23 protein-coding genes are annotated in these 23,500 nt (G+C 48.9%); 19 read left to right on the top strand and 4 right to left on the bottom strand.

The annotated features are described in order from the left end of the window. Positions 1-3 precede the first annotated feature (3 nt). From aceK to ACO0K2_RS19235, 19 genes are all read left to right on the top strand, one after another. Positions 4-1,773, top strand: a complete 1,770-nt coding sequence (gene aceK / locus ACO0K2_RS19325; RefSeq protein ID WP_423021721.1) for a bifunctional isocitrate dehydrogenase kinase/phosphatase — start codon at positions 4-6, stop codon at positions 1,771-1,773. Between the two features lie 127 nt (positions 1,774-1,900). Further along, positions 1,901-3,082, top strand: a complete 1,182-nt coding sequence (locus tag ACO0K2_RS19320; RefSeq protein WP_423021695.1) for an acetyl-CoA C-acetyltransferase — start codon at positions 1,901-1,903, stop codon at positions 3,080-3,082. 148 nt (positions 3,083-3,230) lie between these two features. After that, complete coding sequence (locus tag ACO0K2_RS19315) at positions 3,231-3,902, top strand: SDR family oxidoreductase (protein WP_423021694.1); 672 nt, start codon at positions 3,231-3,233, stop codon at positions 3,900-3,902. 36 nt (positions 3,903-3,938) lie between these two features. Continuing rightward, the gene (locus tag ACO0K2_RS19310; RefSeq protein ID WP_423021693.1) at positions 3,939-5,075 is read left to right on the top strand and encodes an acyl-CoA dehydrogenase family protein; all 1,137 of its coding nucleotides are present in this window, start codon (positions 3,939-3,941) and stop codon (positions 5,073-5,075) included. A gap of 86 nt (positions 5,076-5,161) precedes the next feature. After that, positions 5,162-5,767, top strand: a complete 606-nt coding sequence (locus ACO0K2_RS19305) for a 2-hydroxychromene-2-carboxylate isomerase (RefSeq protein WP_423021692.1) — start codon at positions 5,162-5,164, stop codon at positions 5,765-5,767. Between the two features lie 37 nt (positions 5,768-5,804). Beyond that, the gene (locus tag ACO0K2_RS19300) at positions 5,805-6,200 is read left to right on the top strand and encodes a rhodanese-like domain-containing protein (RefSeq protein WP_423021691.1); all 396 of its coding nucleotides are present in this window, start codon (positions 5,805-5,807) and stop codon (positions 6,198-6,200) included. A 2-nt stretch (positions 6,201-6,202) separates the two neighbouring features. Beyond that, positions 6,203-6,634 carry a YchJ family protein gene (locus ACO0K2_RS19295; RefSeq protein ID WP_423021690.1) on the top strand — a complete coding sequence of 144 codons (432 nt, stop codon included), beginning with the start codon at positions 6,203-6,205 and terminating at the stop codon, positions 6,632-6,634. Between the two features lie 127 nt (positions 6,635-6,761). Continuing rightward, positions 6,762-8,369 (top strand): carboxyl transferase domain-containing protein, encoded by a 1,608-nt coding sequence (locus tag ACO0K2_RS19290; protein ID WP_423021689.1) that lies wholly within the window; start codon positions 6,762-6,764, stop codon positions 8,367-8,369. Positions 8,370-8,381: 12 nt separating this feature from the next. Further along, positions 8,382-9,305: a dienelactone hydrolase family protein gene (locus ACO0K2_RS19285; RefSeq protein WP_423021688.1), complete on the top strand. Its 924-nt coding sequence runs from the start codon at positions 8,382-8,384 to the stop codon at positions 9,303-9,305. A gap of 7 nt (positions 9,306-9,312) precedes the next feature. Further along, the gene (locus tag ACO0K2_RS19280; RefSeq protein WP_423021687.1) at positions 9,313-10,095 is read left to right on the top strand and encodes an enoyl-CoA hydratase/isomerase family protein; all 783 of its coding nucleotides are present in this window, start codon (positions 9,313-9,315) and stop codon (positions 10,093-10,095) included. Positions 10,096-10,344: 249 nt separating this feature from the next. Continuing rightward, positions 10,345-11,676 carry an adenosylmethionine--8-amino-7-oxononanoate transaminase gene (gene bioA / locus ACO0K2_RS19275; protein WP_423021686.1) on the top strand — a complete coding sequence of 444 codons (1,332 nt, stop codon included), beginning with the start codon at positions 10,345-10,347 and terminating at the stop codon, positions 11,674-11,676. A 38-nt stretch (positions 11,677-11,714) separates the two neighbouring features. Continuing rightward, positions 11,715-12,926 carry an 8-amino-7-oxononanoate synthase gene (gene bioF, locus ACO0K2_RS19270; RefSeq protein ID WP_423021720.1) on the top strand — a complete coding sequence of 404 codons (1,212 nt, stop codon included), beginning with the start codon at positions 11,715-11,717 and terminating at the stop codon, positions 12,924-12,926. Continuing rightward, the gene (gene bioD, locus ACO0K2_RS19265) at positions 12,926-13,681 is read left to right on the top strand and encodes a dethiobiotin synthase (protein ID WP_423021685.1); all 756 of its coding nucleotides are present in this window, start codon (positions 12,926-12,928) and stop codon (positions 13,679-13,681) included. The genes bioF and bioD overlap by 1 nt, the downstream gene beginning before the upstream one ends. A gap of 32 nt (positions 13,682-13,713) precedes the next feature. Continuing rightward, complete coding sequence (gene bioB, locus ACO0K2_RS19260; RefSeq protein WP_423021684.1) at positions 13,714-14,742, top strand: biotin synthase BioB; 1,029 nt, start codon at positions 13,714-13,716, stop codon at positions 14,740-14,742. Between the two features lie 253 nt (positions 14,743-14,995). Then, entirely contained in the window at positions 14,996-15,556 is a 561-nt protein-coding gene (locus ACO0K2_RS19255) for a hypothetical protein (RefSeq protein ID WP_423021683.1), read from the top strand. 63 nt (positions 15,557-15,619) lie between these two features. Next, positions 15,620-17,617 (top strand): acetyl/propionyl/methylcrotonyl-CoA carboxylase subunit alpha, encoded by a 1,998-nt coding sequence (locus ACO0K2_RS19250; protein ID WP_423021682.1) that lies wholly within the window; start codon positions 15,620-15,622, stop codon positions 17,615-17,617. A gap of 251 nt (positions 17,618-17,868) precedes the next feature. Beyond that, complete coding sequence (locus ACO0K2_RS19245) at positions 17,869-18,609, top strand: pyridoxine 5'-phosphate synthase (RefSeq protein WP_423021681.1); 741 nt, start codon at positions 17,869-17,871, stop codon at positions 18,607-18,609. A gap of 8 nt (positions 18,610-18,617) precedes the next feature. Next, positions 18,618-19,550, top strand: a complete 933-nt coding sequence (locus ACO0K2_RS19240; protein WP_423021680.1) for a 2-hydroxyacid dehydrogenase — start codon at positions 18,618-18,620, stop codon at positions 19,548-19,550. Position 19,551: 1 nt separating this feature from the next. Continuing rightward, on the top strand, positions 19,552-20,460 hold the full coding sequence (locus tag ACO0K2_RS19235; protein ID WP_423021679.1) for a hydroxymethylglutaryl-CoA lyase: 909 nt from the start codon (positions 19,552-19,554) through the stop codon (positions 20,458-20,460). Positions 20,461-20,526: 66 nt separating this feature from the next. Here ACO0K2_RS19235 and ACO0K2_RS19230 read toward each other — a convergent pair whose 3' ends face one another. The 4 genes from ACO0K2_RS19230 to ACO0K2_RS19215 form a co-directional block, all read right to left on the bottom strand. Then, a complete protein-coding gene (locus tag ACO0K2_RS19230) occupies positions 20,527-20,817 on the bottom strand; it encodes a DUF427 domain-containing protein (protein WP_423021678.1) in 291 nt (96 codons plus the stop codon). Between the two features lie 29 nt (positions 20,818-20,846). Next, a complete protein-coding gene (egtB, locus tag ACO0K2_RS19225) occupies positions 20,847-22,064 on the bottom strand; it encodes an ergothioneine biosynthesis protein EgtB (protein WP_423021677.1) in 1,218 nt (405 codons plus the stop codon). A 12-nt stretch (positions 22,065-22,076) separates the two neighbouring features. Continuing rightward, positions 22,077-23,042 carry an L-histidine N(alpha)-methyltransferase gene (egtD, locus tag ACO0K2_RS19220; RefSeq protein ID WP_423021676.1) on the bottom strand — a complete coding sequence of 322 codons (966 nt, stop codon included), beginning with the start codon at positions 23,040-23,042 and terminating at the stop codon, positions 22,077-22,079. A 197-nt stretch (positions 23,043-23,239) separates the two neighbouring features. Beyond that, positions 23,240-23,500 (bottom strand): hypothetical protein (locus tag ACO0K2_RS19215; protein ID WP_423021675.1); only part of this gene is annotated, 261 nt, incomplete at its 5' end.

The following is a 23,500-nucleotide window of genomic DNA, read 5'->3' as shown; positions in this document are numbered from 1 at the left end:
ATGATGCCAAACGCCCATTTCCCTAAGTTACTGTCCTCCCAAATTGCCTTTGATATCGCACGGATGATATTGGACGGCTTTGATAAGCATTACCGCTTGTTTAGCGCCAGTAGCCAGGGGGCGAAAAAGCATTTTGAAGAGGGTGATTGGAAAGCGGCGCAAATCGCCGCCAGAGAACGTATCCAGTTTTATGATACCCGTGTTCGTGAATGCGTACAGGCGCTCGAAGACGAATATGCCGAAGAAGATCTCACTGATGAAGTCTGGCGTGAAGTCAAACTGCACTACATGGGCTTATTGACAGACCATTTGCGACCAGAGTTAGCCGAGACATTTTTTAATACGGTGTGCACCAAGTTGCTGCACCGGACGTATTTTCATAACGACTTTATTTTTGTCCGACCAGCGACGTCGACGGAATATCTTGAGCGTGAAGACACGCCACCGACCTACCGTGTCTACTACCCAGCCACAGACGGCTTGAATTTCACGATTAAGCGCATCGTGACGAATTTTCAACTCAAAGCAGAGTTTGAAGACCTTGATCGCGACGTCGCCTTAGTGGAAGCGCGTTTGCGGGAAAACTTTGGTGGCGAACGCATCGAGCCGAACCATCAGATCCAAGTACTTGCTAGCCTTTTTTACCGCAACAAATCGGCCTACATCATTGGTAAAGGTATTAACGGTAACCGTGAATACCCGTTTGTGATCCCGATTATGCATAAGCACAAAAAGACCTTGGTGCTTGATACGGTGTTGTTTGACACGATGCAGATTACCGTTCTGTTTTCTTTTACGCGCGCTTACTTCATGGTCGATATGGAAGTGCCTTCGGCGTATGTGCAGTTTATTCGCAGTATTCTGCCAAAGAAACCGCGCAGTGAAATCTATACGATGATCGGTTTGCAGAAACACGGTAAAAATTTGTTCTACCGCGATTTCCTACATCATCTGAAATACTCATCAGACCAAATCGCCGCTGCACCGGGGATTCGTGGCTTGGTGATGTTAGTGTTTGCCTTACCGTCGTTTCCGTACGTCTTTAAATTGATTAAAGATAGCTTCCCACCACCAAAAGAAACCACCAAAGCATTAATCAAAGAAAAATATCTGCTGGTGAAAAATCATGACCGCGTGGGACGTATGGCCGATACCTTGGAGTATTCGGACGTCGCCTTTCCTCGTTCACGGTTTTCTGAGGATTTACTTAACGAGATTAAGCAATACGCCCCATCCTTGCTAGAGGTCAGCGATGATGAGGTGGTGATTAAGCATTTGTACATCGAACGCCGCATGACTCCACTCAACATCTACCTGACCGAAGCAGAACAGCGCGGTGACATGGAAGCGATGGAACATGGTGTGGTGGAGTATGGCAATGCGATTAAAGATTTGGTCGCCGCCAATATTTTCCCCGGCGATATGCTCTATAAAAACTTTGGCGTGACACGCCATGGTCGTGTCGTTTTCTACGATTACGATGAAATTGAATACGTCACCGATTGCAAGTTCCGCACGATTCCGGCACCGCGTAATGAGGAAGACGAAATGTCCGCCGAGCCGTGGTATCCGATTGCGAAGAACGACGTTTTTCCGGAGCAATTTGGCACTTTCTTGCTCGGCAACGCCAAAGTCAAAGAATTTTTTATGAAACACCATGCTGATTTGCTGACGGCAGAGTATTGGGATAGTCGCAAACAGCGGATTGTTGCGGGTAAAGTGGATGACGTCTTTCCATATCCGCAAGAGATTCGGTTCTGTCATCAGACCTGATCCGAGTTCTGTATTGAGTGTTAGGTTTTGAAGATTGTTGTAAGACACTTTATGTTGTTCATCCCTATGTTTGTGCTTTGTATCTGACAACGGGTTGAACGAATTATTTTTTATTTTGGAGAACAGAATGAACGACCCTATCGTTATCGTTGGCGCAGCCCGTACCCCAATGGGTGCTTTTCAAAGTGATTTTTCTTCTCTGACAGCGAGTCAACTCGGTGCTGTTGCGATCAAAGCAGCCGTTGAGCGTGCTGGCGTAAAACCCGAGTTGGTCGAAGAAGTTTTGTTCGGTAACTGCTTGATGGCTGGACAAGGTCAAGCACCAGCCCGTCAAGCTTTGTTGGCAGCAGGATTGCCCATGTCCACAGGCGCGGTCACGCTGTCTAAAATGTGCGGCTCGGCGATGAAAGCCACGATGATGGCGTTCGATTCCATCTCTGCAGGTAGCAACGACGTCTTGGTAACAGGTGGTATGGAATCCATGACCAATGCTCCTTACCTGATTCCAAAAGCACGTGGTGGCTACCGTATCGGTCATGGTCAAATTTTTGATCACATGATGCTCGATGGTCTGGAAGATGCGTACGACAAAGGTCGTTCCATGGGTACTTTCGCAGAAGATTGCTCTGCAAAATATCAATTCACTCGTGAAGACCAAGATGCATTCGCTATCGCTTCTGTGAAGCGTGCGCAAGCGGCCACAGCCGATGGTTCTTTTGCGTGGGAAATTGCACCCGTTACCGTCTCTGGTCGTGCTGGCGACGTCGTTATCGATAAAGACGAAGGTCCACTGAAAGCGAAACTCGACAAAATCCCATCGTTAAAGCCCGCCTTCAAAAAAGACGGCACGATCACTGCTGCCTCTTCTTCTTCCATCAATGATGGCGCTGCCGCTCTGGTGTTGATGCGTGAATCCAAAGCCAAAGAACTCGGCTTGACGCCGATTGCCAAAATCTTGGCACATGCATCGCATGCACAAGAACCAGGCTGGTTCACGACAGCACCTGTTGGCGCGATCGAAAAGCTGTACAAAAAAACCGGCTGGACAACTGACACAGTTGACCTGTTTGAAATCAATGAAGCGTTTGCAGCAGTGCCAATGGCGGCGATGAAAGAACTTGGTATTTCTCACGACAAGGTCAACGTGCATGGCGGTGCATGTGCGTTGGGACACCCAATTGGTGCTTCCGGTGCACGTATCATCATTACCTTGATTGGTGCGCTGAAAAAACACGGTAAAAAGCGTGGCGTCGCGTCGTTGTGTATTGGCGGTGGCGAAGGCACTGCCATGGCAATCGAACTCGTTTAACGCGGTTTTGGCGATAGCACGGCAGGCGATTGCACTTGATTACGCAGTCGTGTGCCGTGATCGATGCTGACCCCGTGTCAGCGACATCAACTTTGTACATCATCATGTGCAATGGAAGTAGTGAAATGAACGTCGTAAAGGAAGCAAGATGCCGACTGCATTAATTATTGGTGCCTCACGTGGAATCGGTCACACCTTGGCATTGCAATATAAGGCCGCTGGATGGCGTGTGATTGCAACGGTACGTGGTGCGGATCACTTGGCTATGTTGCAAGCCGAGGGATGTGAAGCATTGCCCTTAGATGTGAATAATTTGAACGACTGCGCAGGACTCGGCTGGCGTCTGGATGATGAAAAAATAGACGTCGCAATTTTAAACGCTGGCGTCTATGGACCACATACCAATGGATTAACATCGCCACAGCAAGAACAATTTGATGATGTCATGCATACCAACGTGTTAGCGGCGATGCGTATTTTGCCTATCGTTTTGCCGTTGGTTGAAAACGCGCACGGTAAGCTAGCGGTGATCTCTTCGCGTATGGGATCCATTGCGCACCGCGCTGCAACACAAGGATGGTTATATCGCGCCAGTAAAGCAGCTTTAAATTCTGTGCTCAAAGATGTGTCCCTCACTACAAACAAGGCGATCTGCGTTGCCTTGCATCCTGGTTGGGTGAAAACCGATATGGGCGGTGCGGGTGCTGATCTCGACGTCAGTGATAGCGCACAACGTATTCGCGGCGTGTTAGAACGCCTCACGCCAGAAAATAACGGCAGCTTTTTGAATGCCGAAGATGGTTCCAGTATGCAGTGGTAAGAAAAAATACAGATCAAAGATAGAAAAGAGACAGTTATGTTACTCACACCAGAACACGAAATGATCCGCGATGCTATTCGTAGCTTCGCACAAGAGCGCTTAGTGCCAAACGCAGCGCGTTGGGATAAAGAGCACCATTTTCCAGCGGAAGAATTAAAAGAGTTGGCGCAAATGGGTGCCTACGGTGTTGCGGTACCAGAAGAATTTGGTGGCGCAGGCATGGATTATTTATCGTTGGCACTGGTGTTGGAAGAAATTGCTGCGGGTGATGGTGGGACGTCAACGGTGGTCTCTGTTAATAATTGTCCTGTCTGCAGCATTGCAATGATGTATGCCAATGATGCGCAAAAAAAGCAATGGTTAACCCCGTTGGCACGTGGTGAAATGTTGGGCGCTTTTTGCCTGACGGAACCCCACGCTGGGAGTGATGCTTCAGATTTAAAAACAACTGCACGGCGTGAGGGAAACGAATACGTCCTCAACGGCGTCAAGCAATTTATCACCAGCGGCAAACATGCTGATGTCGCGATTGTGATGGCTGTCACCGATAAAGCTGTGGGGAAAAAAGGGATCAGCGCATTTTGGGTGCCGACAAAAACGCCCGGTTATATCGTTGCTGGCTTAGAACATAAAATGGGACAGCATTCATCTGATACCGCACAGATCGTCTTTGAAAATTGCCGTATTCCTGCTGACAACTTGATCGGCGAAGAGGGCATGGGATACAAAATTGCGCTGTCAGGTTTGGAAGGTGGACGCATCGGTATCGCCTCGCAATCGGTCGGGATGGCACGTGCTGCTTTTGAGGCTGCGATGGCTTATGCCAAGGATCGCCATAGTTTTGGTAAGTCAATTTACGAGCATCAGGCGGTGCAGTTCAAGTTGGCGGATATGGCGACTCAGATCGAAGCAGCGCGTCAATTGATTTGGCATGCAGCAAGCATGAAAGATGCTGGAAAGCCTTGTCTCAAAGAAGCGGCGATGGCGAAATTATTTGCGTCAGAAATGGCGGAGAAAGTGTGCTCCGACGCGATCCAGATTCATGGTGGATATGGCTATGTCAGTGACTTCCCTGTCGAGAGAATTTATCGCGACGTCCGTGTGTGCCAGATCTATGAAGGAACCTCCGAGATTCAGAAAATTCTGATTGGTCGTGCTTTGGCGGCAGGATAAAGCAGAACGCTGATAGTATCTTGTGAGCGCAGGTGTTGTTGAGGTAGTAAAAACGATAAAAAAGGTGTGCCATCTAGGAGACAGCAATGAGCAAGACAATTGAATTTTGGTTTGATTTTGTTTCACCGTATGCCTACATCGCCAGTCAATCGATTGAGGCGCTTGCAGCAAAGTATGATCGTACCGTTGATTGGAAACCTGTCTTGCTCGGTGCTGTGTTTAAAAGCACGGGATCGGGGCCGCTGACTATGCGACCTCCTATCATGACGAATTACTACAAACATGATTTCGAGCGCTCAGCACGGTATGCAGGCGTCCCCTTTGTACTGCCAGAAGTATTCCCTATCGGCACACAGAACACCGCCCGTGTCTGTTTGTGGATCAAAGAGACAGCACCAGAACGCGTCGGTGATTTTGTGCGTGGTGTGACTCGTGCTTATTTTTCTGGCCCCGCTGCGATTAATGATTTAGCGTGGCTGGCAAATTTTGTCGATCAATTAGGATTGGATGGCACGCAAGTGGTCGCTGCATGTAACGATGCTGATCGCAAAGAGCGTCTCAAGCAAGCCTGTGAAGCTGCGGTTGAACAAGGTGTTTTTGGTGCGCCGTGGATTGTTGTGGATGGCGAATCATTTTGGGGTAATGATCGGTTGCCACAAGTTGAAAAGTGGTTAGCGACCGGCGGATTTTGATTCATTGATTGACTGATACTTTAACGGAGACAAAGAAATGAAAAAAGGCTACAAGCAATTAGTGGACGAGGCAACCGCACAGATCAAAACTTACAGCGTTGCTGAAGCACAGGCGAAACTGGCTGACCCTCAGGTTCAGTTTGTCGATGTCCGTGACATCCGAGAATTAGAGCGCGAAGGAATTGTGCCTGGTGCTTTTCACGCACCACGCGGCATGATTGAATTTTGGGTTGATCCTGATTCCCCATATTTCAAACCCGTTTTTGGCGAGCCCAAAGAATTTATTTTATTTTGTGCCGCTGGCTGGCGCAGTGCGTTAACAACCAAAACTGTACAAGATATGGGACTAGAAAATGTCGCACATATCGAGGGTGGTTTTGGCGCATGGAAAGCGGCTGGTGCACCTGTTGCAGTGAAAGAAAGTAAGAAGTAAGTATGCAAAGTAAAAGTAGTAAAGCAGGTCGAGAAGGGAAAAAAAAGGGCAGCGATTCGACGAAGGACGCTTGCCCTTGTGGTTCTGGAAAGCAAAGTCAGGAGTGCTGCACACCGTATCTGAATGGCACGGCGGTGGCCCCCACTGCTGAGGCCTTAATGCGGTCACGTTATACGGCATATACACGTAACGATGAAGCCTATTTAAGGGCGACCTGGGATGAAAGAACGTGTCCTAAGGAATGCATTGCACATGATGATCCGACCCAATGGCTGGGTCTTGAAGTGAAGCAACACAGCACAGACGGTGATACTGCGACGGTAGAATTTGTTGCACGATACAAAATCAATGGACGCGCGCACAAATTGCAAGAAGTCAGCCGCTTTGTGCGTTATGACGGTCGATGGTTTTATGTCAGCGGTGTGATTAATTAAGATAGAACAGTGGACCGCGAGCCGATGATGGTTGCAACCAGGCGGTCATTGCAGAAAAGGCGTTACGGTCGTCACGCAGTACCCGTTCAGCATCAAAAAACAAAATAGATTTTTGGATAAATATCATATGACAACTTTAGATTCCAAATTAAATTCTCGCTCAGAAGATTTCAAAGCCAATGCCGCTGCGATGCAGCTGGTCGTTGATGATCTGAAATCAAAGATCGAAAAAATTGCGCTGGGTGGTGGAGACGACGCGCGAAAAAAGCATCTTGCTCGCGGTAAGTTATTGCCCCGTGATCGCGTACAAATGTTATTGGATCCGGGTACGCCATTTATGGAATTTTCCCAGCTCGCTGCGTATGACATGTACGATAACGCGGCCCCCTCTGCAGGTGTCATTACAGGAATCGGACGTGTTGCAGGTCAGGAGTGTGTGATCGTGTGTAACGACGCTACTGTCAAAGGTGGGACCTACTATCCGATGACAGTGAAAAAGCATTTACGTGCACAAGAAATTGCTGAGCAAAATAATTTGCCATGTATTTATCTCGTTGATAGCGGCGGTGCAAACTTGCCGAATCAAGATGATGTATTTCCAGATCGTGACCATTTCGGACGCATCTTTTATAACCAAGCAAACATGTCTGCAAAAGGCATTCCACAGGTTGCAGTGGTGATGGGTTCTTGCACGGCGGGCGGCGCGTATGTCCCTGCAATGAGTGATGAATCGATTATCGTTAAAAATCAGGGAACGATTTTTCTTGGCGGTCCACCATTGGTCAAAGCGGCAACAGGAGAGGTGGTGACCGCAGAAGACCTCGGTGGTGGTGATGTGCACACGCGCTTGTCTGGTGTCGTCGATCATCTGGCGCAGAACGATACGCACGCTTTGTCTTTAGCTCGCACGATCGTTTCGAACCTGAATCGCCAGAAGCCACAGACGGTGGTGATGAAAGAAGTGGAAGAGCCAAAATTCCCTGCAAGCGAATTGTATGGCGTGATCCCAGTGGATACTCGTAAACCGTTTGACGTGCGTGAAGTGATTGCTCGCGTGGTAGATGGTAGTCATTTTGACGAGTTCAAAGCCCGCTACGGAACGACATTAGTCTGCGGTTTTGCTCATATCTACGGCATGCCGGTAGGGATCATCGCTAACAACGGTATTCTGTTTTCCGAGTCCGCATTAAAAGGCGCGCATTTCATTGAGCTCTGCTGCCAGCGCAAAATTCCTCTCGTGTTTTTACAGAATATCACTGGCTTTATGGTCGGTCGTAAATACGAAAACGAAGGTATCGCCCGTAACGGTGCAAAAATGGTGACAGCAGTTGCGACTGCGAACGTACCTAAATTCACAGTCATTATCGGCGGCAGCTTTGGTGCGGGTAATTACGGGATGTGCGGTCGTGCCTATTCACCACGGTTTATGTGGATGTGGCCAAACGCCCGTATTTCAGTGATGGGCGGTGAACAAGCCGCAAGTGTATTAGCCACTGTGAAGCGCGATGGTATTGAAGCCAAGGGCGGTACTTGGAGCGCGGAAGAAGAAGCTGCATTCAAACAGCCAATCAAAGATCAATACGAACATCAAGGTCATCCCTACTATGCCTCAGCACGCCTGTGGGATGATGGCGTGATTGATCCCGCTGACACACGGATGGTGCTTGGTTTGGGCTTGTCTGCCGCACTGAATTCGCCGATTCCTGATGTGAAATTTGGTGTGTTCCGAATGTAATGAAGGATAGTCATGCGACCATTCATCCGAAGTTTATCGCTCGTTAGTTGGTGCGCGATGATGTTTGTGGCGACGAGTGTTGGTGCGCAAGACCGACTCTCGTGGTCATCATTCTTGCCATCGCGATTGCACGAGACGGTGGAAAAAATGGATGTGACAGTGACCAATTTATACGGTCGCCAAGCCACGGGAACGGTCGTGATTACTAAGTTTAAACCTGATGGAGATGGGCCTTTCCCTATCGTCATCATCAATCATGGTCGTAGTGGTTCAAACCGAGGACAGCCAGCGCGTTTTAGGTACACCGCGCAGGCAAGCTATTTTGTTGATCACGGTTTTGCAGTGTTTGTCCCGACGCGCATTGGCTATGGTGAATCCGGTACCGAGCCCGATCCTGAGGATAGCGGTCCGTGCAAAAGTAAGAGCTATGCACCTTCCGCTGAGGCGGCATCCACGGAAGTGCTAGCAGTTCTCAATTATGCACAGCGTCAGAGCGATGTTGATCCAAAACGCGTCGTGATCGTTGGTCAGTCTGTTGGTGGTTACGCGACCGTTGCAACCGCTGCGAAGAACCCACCTGGTGTCGTTGCAGCGATTAATTTTGCGGGTGGTGCGGGTGGTGATCCAGACAAACATCCGGGCGAGCCATGTGAAGCGAATAAGCTCGAACAGATGTATGCCAAATTTGGCACGACTAGTAAAGTGCCGATGCTTTGGATTTACACCGAAAACGACTTGTATTTTGCACCGCCTTATAGCCAAGCGTGGTTTAACGCCTATACCAAAGCCGGAGGGGTGGCTCAGTGGAAGTTATTACCTCCCTTTGCTAAAAACGGACACACTTTATTTGTTGATGGCATGAAGCAGTGGACACCGATCGTTGATCGTTTTTTGGACACGTACGGCTTTGCTATGACAAAAGATAAATCGCAATGAGGAAGATATGTTTGAAACTTTGAGTCTCCAGATCGACGCGCACGTCGCGACGGTTACCCTTAACCGTCCAGATGTTCGTAATGCCTTTAACGAAACCACGATTGCGGAAATCACCCAAGTGTTCCAGCAACTTGATGCCGATTCTGCCGTACGTGCAGTCGTCCTAGCAGCCAATGGGGTGGCTTTTTGCGCCGGTGCAGATCTGAACTGGATGAAAAAAATGGCCGACTATACGCATGCTGAAAACTTGGCAGATGCAGGTCAGTTAGCGGCGATGTTGGCAGCGATTTATTGTTGCAGTAAGCCTGTCGTGGCGAAGGTACAAGGTGATTGTTATGCGGGGGGAATGGGGCTCGTGGCCGCCTGTGATATTGCTGTGAGCGTTGATAGCGCACATTATTGTCTGAGTGAAGTGAAATTGGGGTTAATCCCAGCGACCATTTCTCCTTACGTGATCAAAGCGATGAGCGAGAGCGCGGCGCGTCGTTATTTTATTACCGCTGAACGTTTTTCTGCACACGAGGCGCAGCGCATCGGTTTTGTTCACGAGGTGGTTTCTGCCGAAGCACTCGATGGCAAAATCGCGGAAATAGTGAAAGCGTTGGTGTCGAATAGCCCGAACGCCGTCAAACAGGCAAAAAAGCTGGCACAGGACGTGGCGAGTCGCGAGATCACACCGGCATTAGTTGCGGCGACCGTTGAGGGAATTGCGCAGATCCGTGCTTCTGATGAGGGACGTGAAGGCGTACGGTCCTTCTTAGAAAAACGTAAACCCGCGTGGTTACTGTGATGTTGTGATGTTTTCGTATTTTGATGCTTTTAAGCAATCATTTTTTCGCTGCGTACCGTTAGGGTGGCAGGTTAACGCCCATTGAATGCAGTAGGTAGCCTGAATTTGGGTCGCATTCAGGCTGTCATTGCGCATGAAATCCGATGTCGTAGGAAAAGTCGCATAAAATACGCGTCTTCTTTAACCAGACCCGTCTTCATGATTGTTTTTTATGCATGAAACTGGTTTGCCTTGTAGTCTGGAGTCATTTTGGAAACACAAAATAACTGGGTCGCACGTAGTTTGCAGCACGTCTGGCATCCGTGCACCCAGATGCAGCATCATGAAACCGTACCGCTGATTCCGGTCAGCCATGGACGCGGTATCTGGCTGTACGACATGGATGGCAAACGCTACCTCGATGCGATCAGCTCGTGGTGGGTGAACTTGTTTGGTCATGCCAATCCACGTATCAATGCTGCACTAAAAGATCAATTAGACAAACTCGAACACGCGATGCTGGCTGGATTTACCCACGCACCGGTGATTGAGTTGTCAGAAAAATTATCTGCCCTCACTGGCCATGCTTTGGGTCATAGCTTTTATGCGTCCGACGGTGCATCTGCGGTCGAAATTGCATTGAAAATGAGCTTCCATGCGTGGCGCAACGGTGGGCAGACCGAGAAACAAGAATTCGTCTGTATTCAGGGAAGTTATCACGGTGAAACGGTTGGTGCGCTCGCCGTGACTGATGTCAGCTTATTCCGAGAAGCGTATGGTCCGATGTTGCAACGAGCACATGTCGTTGCCTCACCAGATGCCCGTTTGGCGCAAGAAGGTGAAACGGCTGCCGATGTGGCTTTACGCGCAGCAGCTGATCTAGAGCGAGTTTTACAAGAACGCCAAGGGAAGGTGGCGGCCGTGATTATCGAGCCGCTGGTGCAATGTGCTACAGGGATGGCGATGCACGATCCGGTGTACTTGCGCCGATTGCGCGAGTTATGTGATCAGTATCAAGTCCATCTCATCGCGGATGAAATCGCAGTTGGCTGTGGTCGAAGCGGTACCTTCTTTGCTTGCGAGTCGGCACAGATTTGGCCCGATTTTTTATGTTTGTCAAAAGGGATCAGTGGTGGTTACTTGCCATTGAGCTTAGTCATGACAACCGATGCGGTTTATCAGGCTTTTTATGATGCAGATGTTCGCCGTGGATTTTTGCATTCGCATTCGTACACCGGCAACCCACTGGCTTGTCGCGCTGCGCTGGCCACTTTGGCTATTTTCGAAGAAGAAAATGTGATCGCTACGAATCGTCAGAAATCGCAGATGATTGCCCAAGCGTTTGCCGGCTTACACAACGATTCGCGTGTGAAGCATGTGCGTCAGCAAGGAATGATCTTTGCCTTTGACGCGGTGGTCGATGATCCAGCGAAAGCATCGACATTCTCGCGACGTTTTTTTAGCGCAGCGTTACAGCAAGAATTATTAATGCGTCCGATTGGTCGCAGCGTCTATCTGATGCCACCGTATATTCTCAATGAAGAAGAGATCACGTTGCTGGCACAGAAAACCATGAATGTATTTGAAGAGGTTATGGCATGAGCGGCAATCGTAGTAACCTGCATGTAGCAGCGACCAGAATGCCGCTGTTGCAGGCGTTGCAGGATGAATTAACAGCTTTGGAGCAACAGCACTTGATTCGTCGTCGACGGACAGTCGATAGTGTTCAAGGTGCAAGCCTGCAGGCGGATGGCAAAGACTTATTGGCATTTTGTAGTAACGATTACCTAGGTTTAGCAACACATCCTTTGGTTGTTCAGGCATTACAACAGGGGGCTAGCTTATACGGTGCTGGCAGCGGTGCGTCGCATCTCATCAGTGGTCATAGCCGTGCTCACATGGCTCTGGAAGAGCGCTTAGCAGAGTTCATGTCTCCACACATTGAGCATGCACGTGCCTTGTATTTCTGTACTGGTTACATGGCAAACCAAGCCATTATCACTGCGTTGGCTGGCAAGGATGCTGCCGTATTTTCAGAAGAGCTGAATCATGCCTCGCTGATCGATGGTGTGCGTTTATCCCGCGCTACGACCAAAGTGTTTCCGCATAAAGATTACGCGGCACTCGAGCAGATGTTGAAAGAATGCACTCATCAAAAACGTGTTGTCGTGACCGATAGCGTGTTTAGTATGGACGGTAACATTGCTGATCTGCCTCCTTTGCTTGCCTTGTGCGAACAATACGATGCATGGTTGATCGTTGATGATGCCCATGGCTTTGGTGTCTTAGGGGATACCGGACGTGGCGTCTTAGAGCATTTCAGCCTCAAGTCACCAAACCTAGTGTATATGGGCACCTTAGGCAAAGCGGCTGGCGTAGGTGGAGCCTTTGTCGCCGCCCATGAAACCGTCATTGAGTGGTTAATTCAGAAGGCACGTGCGTATATCTATACGACGGCTGCTGCACCTGCGTTGGCTCATGCACTCCTCACGAGTATTGATATTATTGCTGGTGAAGAAGGGCAAGAACGCCGGGCGCATCTGAATAATCTGATTCGTCAGTTCAGTGATGGCTTACATCTGCAACAATGGAAACTCATGCCATCCCTGACAGCCGTACAACCTGTTGTCATTGGTGAAAACGCAGCGATGCTCAATATCGCGGGTAATTTATTGGAGCAAGGCTATTGGGTTGGCGCTATTCGTCCGCCTACTGTGCCGCTGGGAACAGCACGTTTGCGCGTGACATTGTCTGCGGCGCATACAGAAATACAAGTTCATCAGCTGGCACAAGCAATTAGTCGCTTGGATCAGATGAGTTATGTCGCCCAGTGTTTCGCGGAGGTGGCCTGATGAACAACGCGCGCGCTCGCGATTTTTTTGTGACAGGCACCGATACCGAGATCGGTAAAACCTTTAGCAGTAGCGCGTTGTTGCAAGCCTTTGCGCAACGGGGATACAGTGCTGTGGGGATGAAGCCGATCGCCTCTGGGGCGGTACTGCGCGATGGACAGTGGCATAACGATGATGTTGATAGTTTGATTGCCGCATCCACGGTGCAAGCTGATCCGATGTGGGTATGTCCTTATCTAATGCAAACCCCTGCAGCACCGCACATCGTGGCCAAACAAGAAAACGTCACGATCTCTTTGCCGCACATTCTGTCGGGCTATCAACAGCTAACAACATTGGCTGATACGGTCATCGTAGAGGGCGTGGGCGGTTTTTGTGTGCCATTGAATGACGACACAGATACGGCACAGTTAGCACAGCAGCTCAATTTACCGGTCATTTTAGTTGTTGGGTTACGACTCGGATGTATTAATCATGCCCTGCTGACCGCCGAAGCCATTCGGGCGCGCGGACTGCATTTGGCCGCGTGGATTGCCAACACAGTGGATCCACACATGCTTTATCAGCAAGAAAACATCGATGCGATCCAACAACGGATAGGTGCTCCATTGTTGGGACATATTCCGCGTTTGGCATCCGTTTCAGCGCACGTAAATAGCCATGAAACACACGATGAAACAAACAATGAAACAGTGAACACCATCGAGACCATGAAGACTGCAGCGACATATCTCAATGTCGATATTCTCAAGTAATGAAGACGATTTTTTGAAGTGAAGGAAGACCTATGCAAGCGAACGACATCCCGCAACAAGCCGTACAGTTTCAAGCACCAGTGAAAAAAATTGAGGCAGAAACATGGCCGGTCGAGGACGTACTGGCATTATTTGATCTGCCCTTTAACGACCTGATGTTTCAGGCGCAAAGTGCGCACCGCGCGAACTTCCCTGATGGCGACGTCGAATTAGCGACATTGTTATCGATCAAAACGGGTGGCTGCGAAGAAGACTGCGGTTACTGCCCACAAGCAGCGCGCTATGACACGGGTGTCGAAGCGAAAAAAATGCTGGATGTCCGTGAAGTACTCGACGCAGCCAAAGCCGCTCGCGAAAACGGTGCAACCCGTTTTTGTATGGGGGCAGCATGGCGCTCACCGAAAGACCGTGACATGGAAAAAGTCGAAACCATGGTGCGCGAAGTCAAAGCGATGGGATTAGAAACCTGTGCCACATTGGGCATGCTCAAAGAAGAGCAAGCACAGCGTCTTGCTGATGCTGGACTCGATTATTACAACCACAATCTCGATACAGCACCTGAGTTCTACAGTAACGTGATTTCAACACGTGACTATCAGGATCGTCTCGATACGTTAGGTCACGTACGCAATGCCGGCCTCAAAGTCTGCTGCGGTGGTATCGTTGGCATGGGTGAATCCCGTCGTCAGCGTGCGGGATTAATTGCCCAGTTAGCGAATTTGAATCCTTATCCTGAATCCGTCCCCGTCAATCATCTGGTGCAGGTAGAAGGCACGCCATTACACGGTCTTGATCCACTCGATCCACTGGAATTCGTCCGCACGATCGCAGTCGCTCGCATCACCATGCCAAAAGCCCGCGTCCGCCTCTCTGCCGGCCGTCGCCAAATGGGTGAAGCCGTACAAGCAATGTGTTTCCTGGCGGGTGCGAATTCGATTTTCTACGGTGACAAATTGTTGACGACACAAAACCCAGAAGCCCAAGACGATCGCGTTTTACTCGAAAAATTGGGACTGAAAACACGTGGCAAGGTGGAAGCCAAAGCGGGTAGCTGCAGCTAACGGATCAATTGGATAATTTGTTTCGGTGAAATTGGTGAAGGCTATGTGTATTTTAAGGCTGATGTTGTTATGCGTCTTATTTGCATTAACTTTGCCTCTTCACGCGCAGACCAACGATAACAATGCAAGTCAGGTTGTCGTATCCGCTAGGCCCAATTTTTGGACGAAGTATGCCGCACTGAATGATTTGAGAAGCTACGTAAAGCCAATACTAAGCCTTAGTAATCGCTATACGTGGTGTTTGAAATTAAAAGTGAAGCCTGAATCAAAGCGACCAATAAACTGGAAAGTCTGGTTAGAGCACGATAGAGACCAAGTTGAATTAGCTCTTTTAGAAGACGATTGTGTTGTGCTTCCAGAAGATGCTGACCGGTATCAGTCGTGGGGCCTCGAGCTTAACGTATCGGTAAAGCATAGAGGTTCCGGTGATGGCGATAGCGATGGCTGCAAGTCGGAGAATTGTATTGAATTGATGAGTGAAGTGAGAAATATTTACGATAAACGTCCCGACGACTATCAAACGTTATGGGGAAATATTACTCATTTTCCAGAAGATAAAAAATTGAATGCGAGAGTAAGTGACTTGTTCACGCAGAAAAAACCATTTCGTTTTATTAAATCGCTCGAGTTAAGAGTTGTTTCTGGAACTGTATTACGGTTTGCAGACGCTGGTGGTGTGGTAAGGGAGCAGAGAGAACAAGATGGTTGGATTCATGTTTTACCAGATCAAGATTTATTGAAATTAAATCCGAAAATTTACTTGAGCGATGAACCTCACTATGCGGTCGTTGCAATGGCGAAATCGCCTAACTGAATCATTGGTTGACGATACGCTGAACACCGCAGACTACAATATATTTTAAAGAGAGACGAGAATATGTTCACCAAAATCCTGATCGCCAATCGTGGCGAAATCGCCTGCCGGGTGGCTGCTACCGCACGACGCATGGGCATTAAAACGGTTGCTGTGTATTCTGAAGCCGATGCCAACGCGAAACATGTGGCGGTTTGTGATGAGGCGGTCCTTATTGGGCCAGCGCCTGCAAAGGAAAGTTATTTGCGGGCGGATAAAATCATCGAAGTGGCCTTGGCGACAGGTGCGCAGGCGATTCATCCGGGTTATGGTTTTTTATCTGAGAATAGTGAATTTGCCGAAGCATGCGCGAAGAACGGTATTGCATTTATTGGACCTCCTGCATCCGCTATTGAAGCAATGGGAAGCAAATCCGCCGCGAAATCCTTAATGGAAAAAGCCAATGTTCCATTGGTTCCCGGCTACCACGGCGATAATCAAGACGCCGATTTCCTGCATGAGCAAGCGGACCGTATTGGCTATCCTGTGCTACTTAAAGCGAGTGCTGGCGGTGGCGGTAAAGGCATGCGGGTTATTGAGAAATCTGCTGATTTTAAAGATGCCTTGGCGTCTTGCAAACGTGAAGCAATTAATTCGTTTGGCGACGATAAAGTCCTCGCTGAAAAATATTTACAACGTCCTCGTCACATCGAAATTCAGGTCTTCGCTGATACACATGGCAATTGCGTTTATTTGTTTGAACGCGATTGCTCGGTACAACGTCGTCATCAAAAAGTGCTTGAAGAAGCACCTGCTCCGGGGATGACTGCGGAGCGCCGCGCCGCGATGGGTGAAGCGGCAGTCGCTGCGGCAAAAGCAGTCGGCTATGTCGGTGCGGGTACGGTAGAGTTCATCGCGAACCAAGACGGTTCGTTCTATTTCATGGAAATGAACACCCGTTTGCAAGTAGAGCATCCAGTGACAGAAATGATCACTGGCACTGATTTGGTTGAATGGCAATTGCGCGTCGCAGCGGGTGAAAAACTGCCACTCCAACAATCTGAATTGCGGATTCACGGTCACGCTATTGAAGCGCGTGTTTATGCAGAAAATCCAGAAAAGGGATTTCTGCCTTCAATTGGCACTTTGCGTCATGCACTTACACCAGCAGCTGTGAATTTCGAATTGGGTGGACACAGCGATCCAGCGGCGTTCCGTATCGACAGTGGCGTGCGTGAAGGGGATACGATTTCACCTTTCTATGATCCGATGATTGCGAAGATGATTGTCTGGGGTAAAGACCGTCAGGAAGCACTGGCTCGGATGTCGCAGGCGTTATCGCAGTATCAGATCGTCGGATTACATTCGAATATCGCATTTTTATCGCGATTGATTCAAAGCACGGCGTTCTCATCCGCCGATTTGGATACGGGTCTGATTGAACGTAACCAATCTGCCTTGTTCCCAGCGGTGACCCCCGCATCGATGCCATGTTTAGCGTTGGCCGTCGTTGCTTTGTTATCGTCAGAAAAAGCAAGTGGTAGTGATCCATGGCAAAGCAGTCATGGTTGGCGCATGAATAGCCAGATGCAACGTGGTTTGCAATTCACTGAAGAAGCGACGACGCATGATGTGTTGGTGACGTATTTCGCTGATGGTTGGATCATTCGACGCGGTGAACAAACGGCGCAAGTGAAATTAGTGTCATCGAACGATCATGATTTTGTATTGGCGGTGGACGATCAAACAGTGACTGGCACGGTGGTACGTGATGGTGAACAGTTCCATGTCTTTCATCAAGACAAACACACCCCATTACATTACCTTGATGCACTTGCGCATGCTGGCGAAAGCGAAGCAGAAGGCGGTCGCCTGACCGCCCCGATGCCAGGAAAAATCGTCGCGGTGCTGGTGAGCAAAGCGCAAGAAGTTAACAAGGGCGATGCTTTGTTGATTATGGAAGCGATGAAGATGGAGCATACCATTTCCGCTCCGCACGATGGTGTGATTGATGAAGTGTTGTATGCCGTAGGTGATCAAGTGAGCGAGGGTGCGCAGCTCTTAGCGTTCGCTCAGTCTTAAAGATCGCAATACCAAAGAACCCTTTTCCCGATGACGGGAGAAGGGTGGGGCATAAGACGATGATATGCAGCGTGATTCATTTCTGCGTCGGAAATTGATCCACGTTTTGCGCTTGTGGAATGATCGAAGAATGATCAAAACTGAGACACTATGTGCAGTGATTTACAACGCAGAGCAAAGCAAACGCATACAATACGCTTATCGCCCACTTGCCATGTGCAGTTGTACGCATGGTGCTATAAGGATTTGAGATGACCTTGCTCTCTATTAATATCAATAAAATCGCGTTGTTGCGCAATTCGCGCGGCCGTAACTATCCAGATGTCGATGCCTTCGCGGCACGCTTTCTTGATCTGGGCGCGTCAGGGATTACCTTGCATCCGCGCCAAGATCAACGCCATGCACGTTATACAGATGTCGAAAGCCTGGGCGCATTATGCAAACAACGTGGTGCTGAGTTGAATGTTGAAGGCTATCCAGCCAAAGAATTTATCGACGTCGTTAAACGCTACCGTCCCGCGCAATGTACCTTGGTTCCTGATGCGCCTGATCAATTGACTTCCGATCACGGGTGGGATTTTAAAAAAGATGGCGAGATGTTGCGTAGCGTGATTACTGAGTTAAAAGCACTCAATATCCGCACTAGTTTGTTCGTCGATTTTGACAATCCAGATATTCCGGTGGCAAAAGAACTTGGTGCTGATCGTGTGGAGCTTTACACTGAACCGTATGCTGAATTTGTCGGAACAACGTTAGGTGAAGAGATTTTTAAAGGATTCCAAGCGGCTGCAAGTTTAGCGCAGCAAGCTGGTTTGGGTGTGAATGCGGGTCACGATTTAAATCTTAACAATCTCAGTAAGTTTTTACAGATCCCCGATATTTTAGAAGTTTCTATCGGTCACGCTGTGATTGTAGAAAGTCTGGAAATGGGTATCGACAGTGTCATGAAGCAATACATGGATATTATTCGTCGATCGCAGCGACATACTTAAGTGCAAGTATGACCAGCATCCTCTTTTACGCTGACAGTCAGCACGCACAGGAATGGTTGCACACCCTGCATCGGGCGTTTCCACAATGTGCCATTCGCACTTGGACGCCCGGCGACGATGCGCCTGCGGATTATGCGATCGTATGGAAACCACCTGCCGCCATGTTGGCAGGTCGTACGCAATTGAAAGCAATATTTCTTCTCGGTGCCGGTGCTGATGCCATACTGCAATTGGGATCGGCGTTGCCAGCAGGCGTACCCATCGTTCGCCTCGATGATGCTGGTATGGGCGTACAAATGGCCGAATATGTGTGTCATGCTGTCTTGGGTTATTTTCGTCGTTTTGACCAGTATGCGTCGCAGCGAGATCAACATCAATGGCAGTTCCTGATGCCTTATGAGAAAAGCGAGTTTCGTGTTGGTGTCTTAGGTCTTGGTGTCTTGGGTCAGCGTATTGCGGAATCCGTTGTACAGTTTTCGTTTCCGGTGCTGGGGTGGAGTCGCACGCCGAAAGTGATTGACGGCGTCACTTGTTATTCTGGTGCTGATGGTCTTGATGTTTTTTTGCGTGAGAGTCGCGTGGTCGTGTGTATTTTGCCATTGACCAATGAAACGCGCGGTATATTGCATCGAGATAATTTGTTAAAAATGCCGCGAGGGGCATACCTGATCAACGTCGCTCGTGGAGCGCATGTGAACGAAGAGGACTTGCTGACCCTCGTGCAATCTGGTCACATTGCCGGCGCAACATTAGATGTCTTTCAACAAGAGCCTTTGCCTGCAGATCATCCGTTTTGGCAAGAGTCGCGTATTCAAATCACGCCGCACATGGCGGCAATGAGTTTATTTAAAGAAAGTGTCGCACAAATTGCCGAAAAAATGGCCGACCTCAAACAGGGGTTGCCTATCCGCGGCATCGTCGATCCATTAAGGGGATATTAATATGTCGTTACCACAACAGGTCAAAATCGTCGAAGTGGGACCACGTGATGGTTTGCAAAATGAAAAAGAAAGTATTCCTGCCGAGGTGAAAATTGCGTTAGTTGATCGACTGACAGCAGCAGGTTTTCAGAACATCGAAGCTGCGTCGTTCGTGTCGCCAAAATGGGTGCCGCAGATGGCAACGTCTGCAGAGGTCATGGCTGGCATTACGCGGAAACCTGGTGTGGTGTATTCGGTATTGACCCCGAACATGAAAGGCTTTGAAGCGGCGTTGGCAGCAGGTGCGGATGAGGTGGTGATTTTTAGTTCTGCTTCGGAAGCTTTTGCCCAGAAAAATATTAACTGCTCGATCGAAGAGTCGATAGAACGTTTCCGTGATGTTGCCGCTGCTGCTAAACAGAACAACATCCGACTACGTGGCAGTATCAGTTGTTCGTTTGGTTGCCCTTATCAGGGGGATGTTCCCGTCAGCAGTGTGACGGATGTCGTTCGCCGCATGCGTGATCTGGGATGTGACGAGATTGATATCGCTGATACCATCGGTGTGGGAACAGCGCGCCAAGTGCAGCATGTGATGCAAAGTGCAGCCAAGGAATTTTCTATTGCAGGGTTATCCGGTCATTTCCATGACACATACGGTCAGGCGTTAGCGAACATCTACGCTAGTCTTGAAGTGGGGATTTCAATTTTCCATTCCAGTGTTGCTGGTCTCGGTGGATGCCCTTATGCCAAAGGTGCAACGGGTAATGTGTCAACAGAAGACGTTTTGTTTCTGATGCAAGGACTTGGCATTCATACAGGGATTGACCTCAACGCGGTGGTCGACGCAGGTCAGTTTATATCGCACCATCTTGGCCGCAAGGCGGTTAGTCGTGTTGGTAACGCATTGGCAGCAAAGCGCGCAGGCTAGCAAATTGAAGGTGGCGCGTGGTGATCGTATTTTCAGTATCACGCGCCGCATTGACGATCACCTGTTTTAGGCGACGATCGTCACTCCACGCCAAAAAGCAATATAACCCGCGATTTTTTTCGCAGCTTCTTTGGGTTCTAGATACGTCCATGCCGCACCAGCATTGATTTGATTATCAACAACGATATCGTAATAACTGGCGGTGCCCTTCCATGGACAGATCGTGTGTTTGTCACTGTGTGCCAGATATTGTTGATCCACATATTGCGGAGGGAAGTACACATTCCCTTCCAAAGTAATCACATCGTTTTCGGCTGCTTCGGCGATGATTTTGTTCTTCCACATAGCGGTTGGCATGGCTTAGTCCTCGTTGGTGTCATACATGATTAATCATCCGTATCGGATAGGGATCTTGCGAGTCGTATGCCGGTTTTTTGCCAGCGTGCGTGGCTCGGGAAAAAGTTTCGATAGGTACGTCTGCTATGGTGCGGTGGCGTGAAACTTGATGCGCCACGGAGAACATATTGATTCACCATGAACTTGCCGTTATATTCCCCGATCGCTCCCGTTGGTATCTCGAAACCTGGGTAAGGCGCATAGCTACTGCTTGTCCATTGCCAGCAACTATCAAATAGCTGATGTAAATGTGTATCTTGTTCTGCCGCACATTCCCATTCTGCCTCCGTCGGCAGACGGGCACCGGCCCAGCTCGCATAGGCTGCCGCTTCAAAATACGACAAATGGCTAACACTCTGATGCATATCCAAAGGCTGTAAGCCTTCAAGTGTGAATTCTTCCCACTGTTCACCAAGATGCCAGTACAGGGGGTGACGTATTTGTTGTTGACGTAACCAATCCCACCCTTCCGCTAACCACCATGCGGGATCTTGATACCCACCGTCCTGAATGAAAAGTAGATATTCGCCATTGTTAATTAGTCGCGAGGTGAGGGAGAAGGACTCAACAAATTGCCGATGCTGCGGCTTTTCATTATCAAAGCAAAAGTCGGAACCTGTGTGACCGATCTTGATCATTTGCGCATCAAAGCGATGCCATTCGAGCGGCGTGTTACTGATACAGCGATCGCGGAATTCGATTTCTTCGGAAGAAGTATTCGCTGGTAATAATGCCGGGTAGAGGGGATTGCACGAAAGCAGATGCTTGATGTCAGTGAGCATTAATTCCTGATGCTGCTGTTCATGGTGTATCCCTAGTTCGATACGATCCAACATTTTTTCTGCGCTGTTTTTCAATAATAGTTGTTGTACACGCAGATCAGTGGCATGGCGATAGGCAAGAATGTCTTCGAGGGATGGTCTTGTCAGTAATCCCCGCTGTGCTCTGGGATGCTTTTCGCCCACGCCGTTGTAGTACGAGTTGAATAACACTTTGAATTGCGGATGAAATGGAATGAACTCTGGATCGAAAGCTTCAAGGACAAAGGTTTCGAAAAACCATGTCGTGTGCGCCAAGTGCCATTTCAAGGGACTCGCGTCTGGCATGGATTGAACGCAGGCATCTTCCGCACTCACGAGCGCTGCAATGCGCAGAGTACGTTGTCTTGTTTGCTTCCAACGCTCTGCTAAGGATGTTGTCCGCATCATCTGACTCCTTACTTATATTGCTTTAGCGTAGACGACAGCAAACCAGTGATTGCTATCGGTCCAGTGTTGCGCGTGTCCAAACCCTGCAGACGCGAGCAAGGTGAGGAAGCTCTCCAAACTGTATTTGTAGCTATTTTCCGTGTGAATCTTTTCACCAGGCATGAAATGGCGTTGCATGTTTTTCCATGTGACCGTTTGTGCCGTCCGCGCCTCTAAATGCATTTCGATACGTGAATGGTGCGTATTAAATAAGGCGTGATGTCGCCATTGGTGTACATCAAAGTCAGCACCGATGATCTGATTGATATGCCGCAGTACATTTAAATTAAACGCCGCGGTCACCCCCAAGGCATCGTCGTAGGCCCGATGTAGTGTCTCGTGATCTTTAATGAGATCAATACCGATCAACAATCCACCGTCCGTATCACATTCGGTTCGTATATGTCGTAAAAAGGCTTGCGCCTGACTCGGTTCGAAATTGCCGATGGAAGAACCGGGGTAGAAAAACAAGCGTTTGTCGGTACGGACCTCGGCCGGTAACGTCCACGGTGTCGAAAAATCCAGACCTAACGCTGTCATCTCAATATAAGGAAACCGTTGTTGCAAGCGCTGCACCGCTTCTTCGAGATACTTAATAGAAATATCGATGGGGACATATTGATTGGGGTGCAACAGGGGAAATAAGCGTGCCGCTTTTCGACAGTTGCCTGCCCCGAGGTCAATTAAGGTGCTGTGTGGACCAATCGCGTGGGTAATCTCGCTCATGTATTGCGTAAAGATTCCTGCTTCTGTGCGGGTGGGATAGTATTCGGGCAATTCGCAGATGGCATCGAAGAGAACGGAGCCGACGGCGTCGTAGAGATATTTAGGCGATGTGTGTGCTGTATCGGCGAGCAGACCAATTTCTAATTCGTGCCGGACGGGAAGCGGGAAAGTGATAACTTCCGCTTCGGTGTTACCTGGAAGTGCAAGAGACATATACCACCCTTTTGAGAGGAAACATCAACAGCAGTGAAACAACAGGTAGAGCAGAGTTGACGACATGGATGATGCGCACGCTGTTATGCGAATTCATCAGTTGTACATCTGCTCATGGTATATGGATTTCATGACTTGCGTTTGACTTGACGATCTTATTTGCTGTAGTCCTGCTTTCGTGCCGTTTTATTATCTATCTAAATTATTTTCATATTCCCTTGCGCCGAGAGGGTTAACTTTGCTATAGTTCGCCTCCCGCTAAAACGGGAAGTTAGAAGAAAGCAGCAGCCAGCAACTCCGGCGGTTTGATTTGATGAAGTTGACGCGAAACCGACAACATCTGCATAAGATGCATCAAAACAAACAGCAAAAGCAGTCAGGGAGTTGACAGGGTAAATAAAGTGCTGCATAATCTCGCTTCTCTGCTGCAAACGAACACAACGCTTCGTTGCTAAATC

It is taken from the genome of Undibacterium sp. MH2W (assembly GCF_049340215.1).
Taxonomy (GTDB): Bacteria; Pseudomonadota; Gammaproteobacteria; order Burkholderiales; family Burkholderiaceae_D; genus Undibacterium.
Note: the sequence above shows the minus strand (reverse complement) of the source record. Positions and strands in the feature narration are given on the sequence as shown.

Coding starts and splice junctions, on each gene's coding strand:
- aceK (WP_423021721.1), top strand. CDS start 4: ATGCCAAACGCCCATTTCCCTAAGTTACTGTCCTCCCAAATTGCCTTT.
- ACO0K2_RS19320 (WP_423021695.1), top strand. CDS start 1,901: ATGAACGACCCTATCGTTATCGTTGGCGCAGCCCGTACCCCAATGGGT.
- ACO0K2_RS19315 (WP_423021694.1), top strand. CDS start 3,231: ATGCCGACTGCATTAATTATTGGTGCCTCACGTGGAATCGGTCACACC.
- ACO0K2_RS19310 (WP_423021693.1), top strand. CDS start 3,939: ATGTTACTCACACCAGAACACGAAATGATCCGCGATGCTATTCGTAGC.
- ACO0K2_RS19305 (WP_423021692.1), top strand. CDS start 5,162: ATGAGCAAGACAATTGAATTTTGGTTTGATTTTGTTTCACCGTATGCC.
- ACO0K2_RS19300 (WP_423021691.1), top strand. CDS start 5,805: ATGAAAAAAGGCTACAAGCAATTAGTGGACGAGGCAACCGCACAGATC.
- ACO0K2_RS19295 (WP_423021690.1), top strand. CDS start 6,203: ATGCAAAGTAAAAGTAGTAAAGCAGGTCGAGAAGGGAAAAAAAAGGGC.
- ACO0K2_RS19290 (WP_423021689.1), top strand. CDS start 6,762: ATGACAACTTTAGATTCCAAATTAAATTCTCGCTCAGAAGATTTCAAA.
- ACO0K2_RS19285 (WP_423021688.1), top strand. CDS start 8,382: ATGCGACCATTCATCCGAAGTTTATCGCTCGTTAGTTGGTGCGCGATG.
- ACO0K2_RS19280 (WP_423021687.1), top strand. CDS start 9,313: ATGTTTGAAACTTTGAGTCTCCAGATCGACGCGCACGTCGCGACGGTT.
- bioF (WP_423021720.1), top strand. CDS start 11,715: ATGCCGCTGTTGCAGGCGTTGCAGGATGAATTAACAGCTTTGGAGCAA.
- bioD (WP_423021685.1), top strand. CDS start 12,926: ATGAACAACGCGCGCGCTCGCGATTTTTTTGTGACAGGCACCGATACC.
- bioB (WP_423021684.1), top strand. CDS start 13,714: ATGCAAGCGAACGACATCCCGCAACAAGCCGTACAGTTTCAAGCACCA.
- ACO0K2_RS19250 (WP_423021682.1), top strand. CDS start 15,620: ATGTTCACCAAAATCCTGATCGCCAATCGTGGCGAAATCGCCTGCCGG.
- ACO0K2_RS19245 (WP_423021681.1), top strand. CDS start 17,869: ATGACCTTGCTCTCTATTAATATCAATAAAATCGCGTTGTTGCGCAAT.
- ACO0K2_RS19240 (WP_423021680.1), top strand. CDS start 18,618: ATGACCAGCATCCTCTTTTACGCTGACAGTCAGCACGCACAGGAATGG.
- ACO0K2_RS19235 (WP_423021679.1), top strand. CDS start 19,552: ATGTCGTTACCACAACAGGTCAAAATCGTCGAAGTGGGACCACGTGAT.
- ACO0K2_RS19230 (WP_423021678.1), bottom strand. CDS start 20,817: ATGCCAACCGCTATGTGGAAGAACAAAATCATCGCCGAAGCAGCCGAA.
- egtB (WP_423021677.1), bottom strand. CDS start 22,064: ATGATGCGGACAACATCCTTAGCAGAGCGTTGGAAGCAAACAAGACAA.
- egtD (WP_423021676.1), bottom strand. CDS start 23,042: ATGTCTCTTGCACTTCCAGGTAACACCGAAGCGGAAGTTATCACTTTC.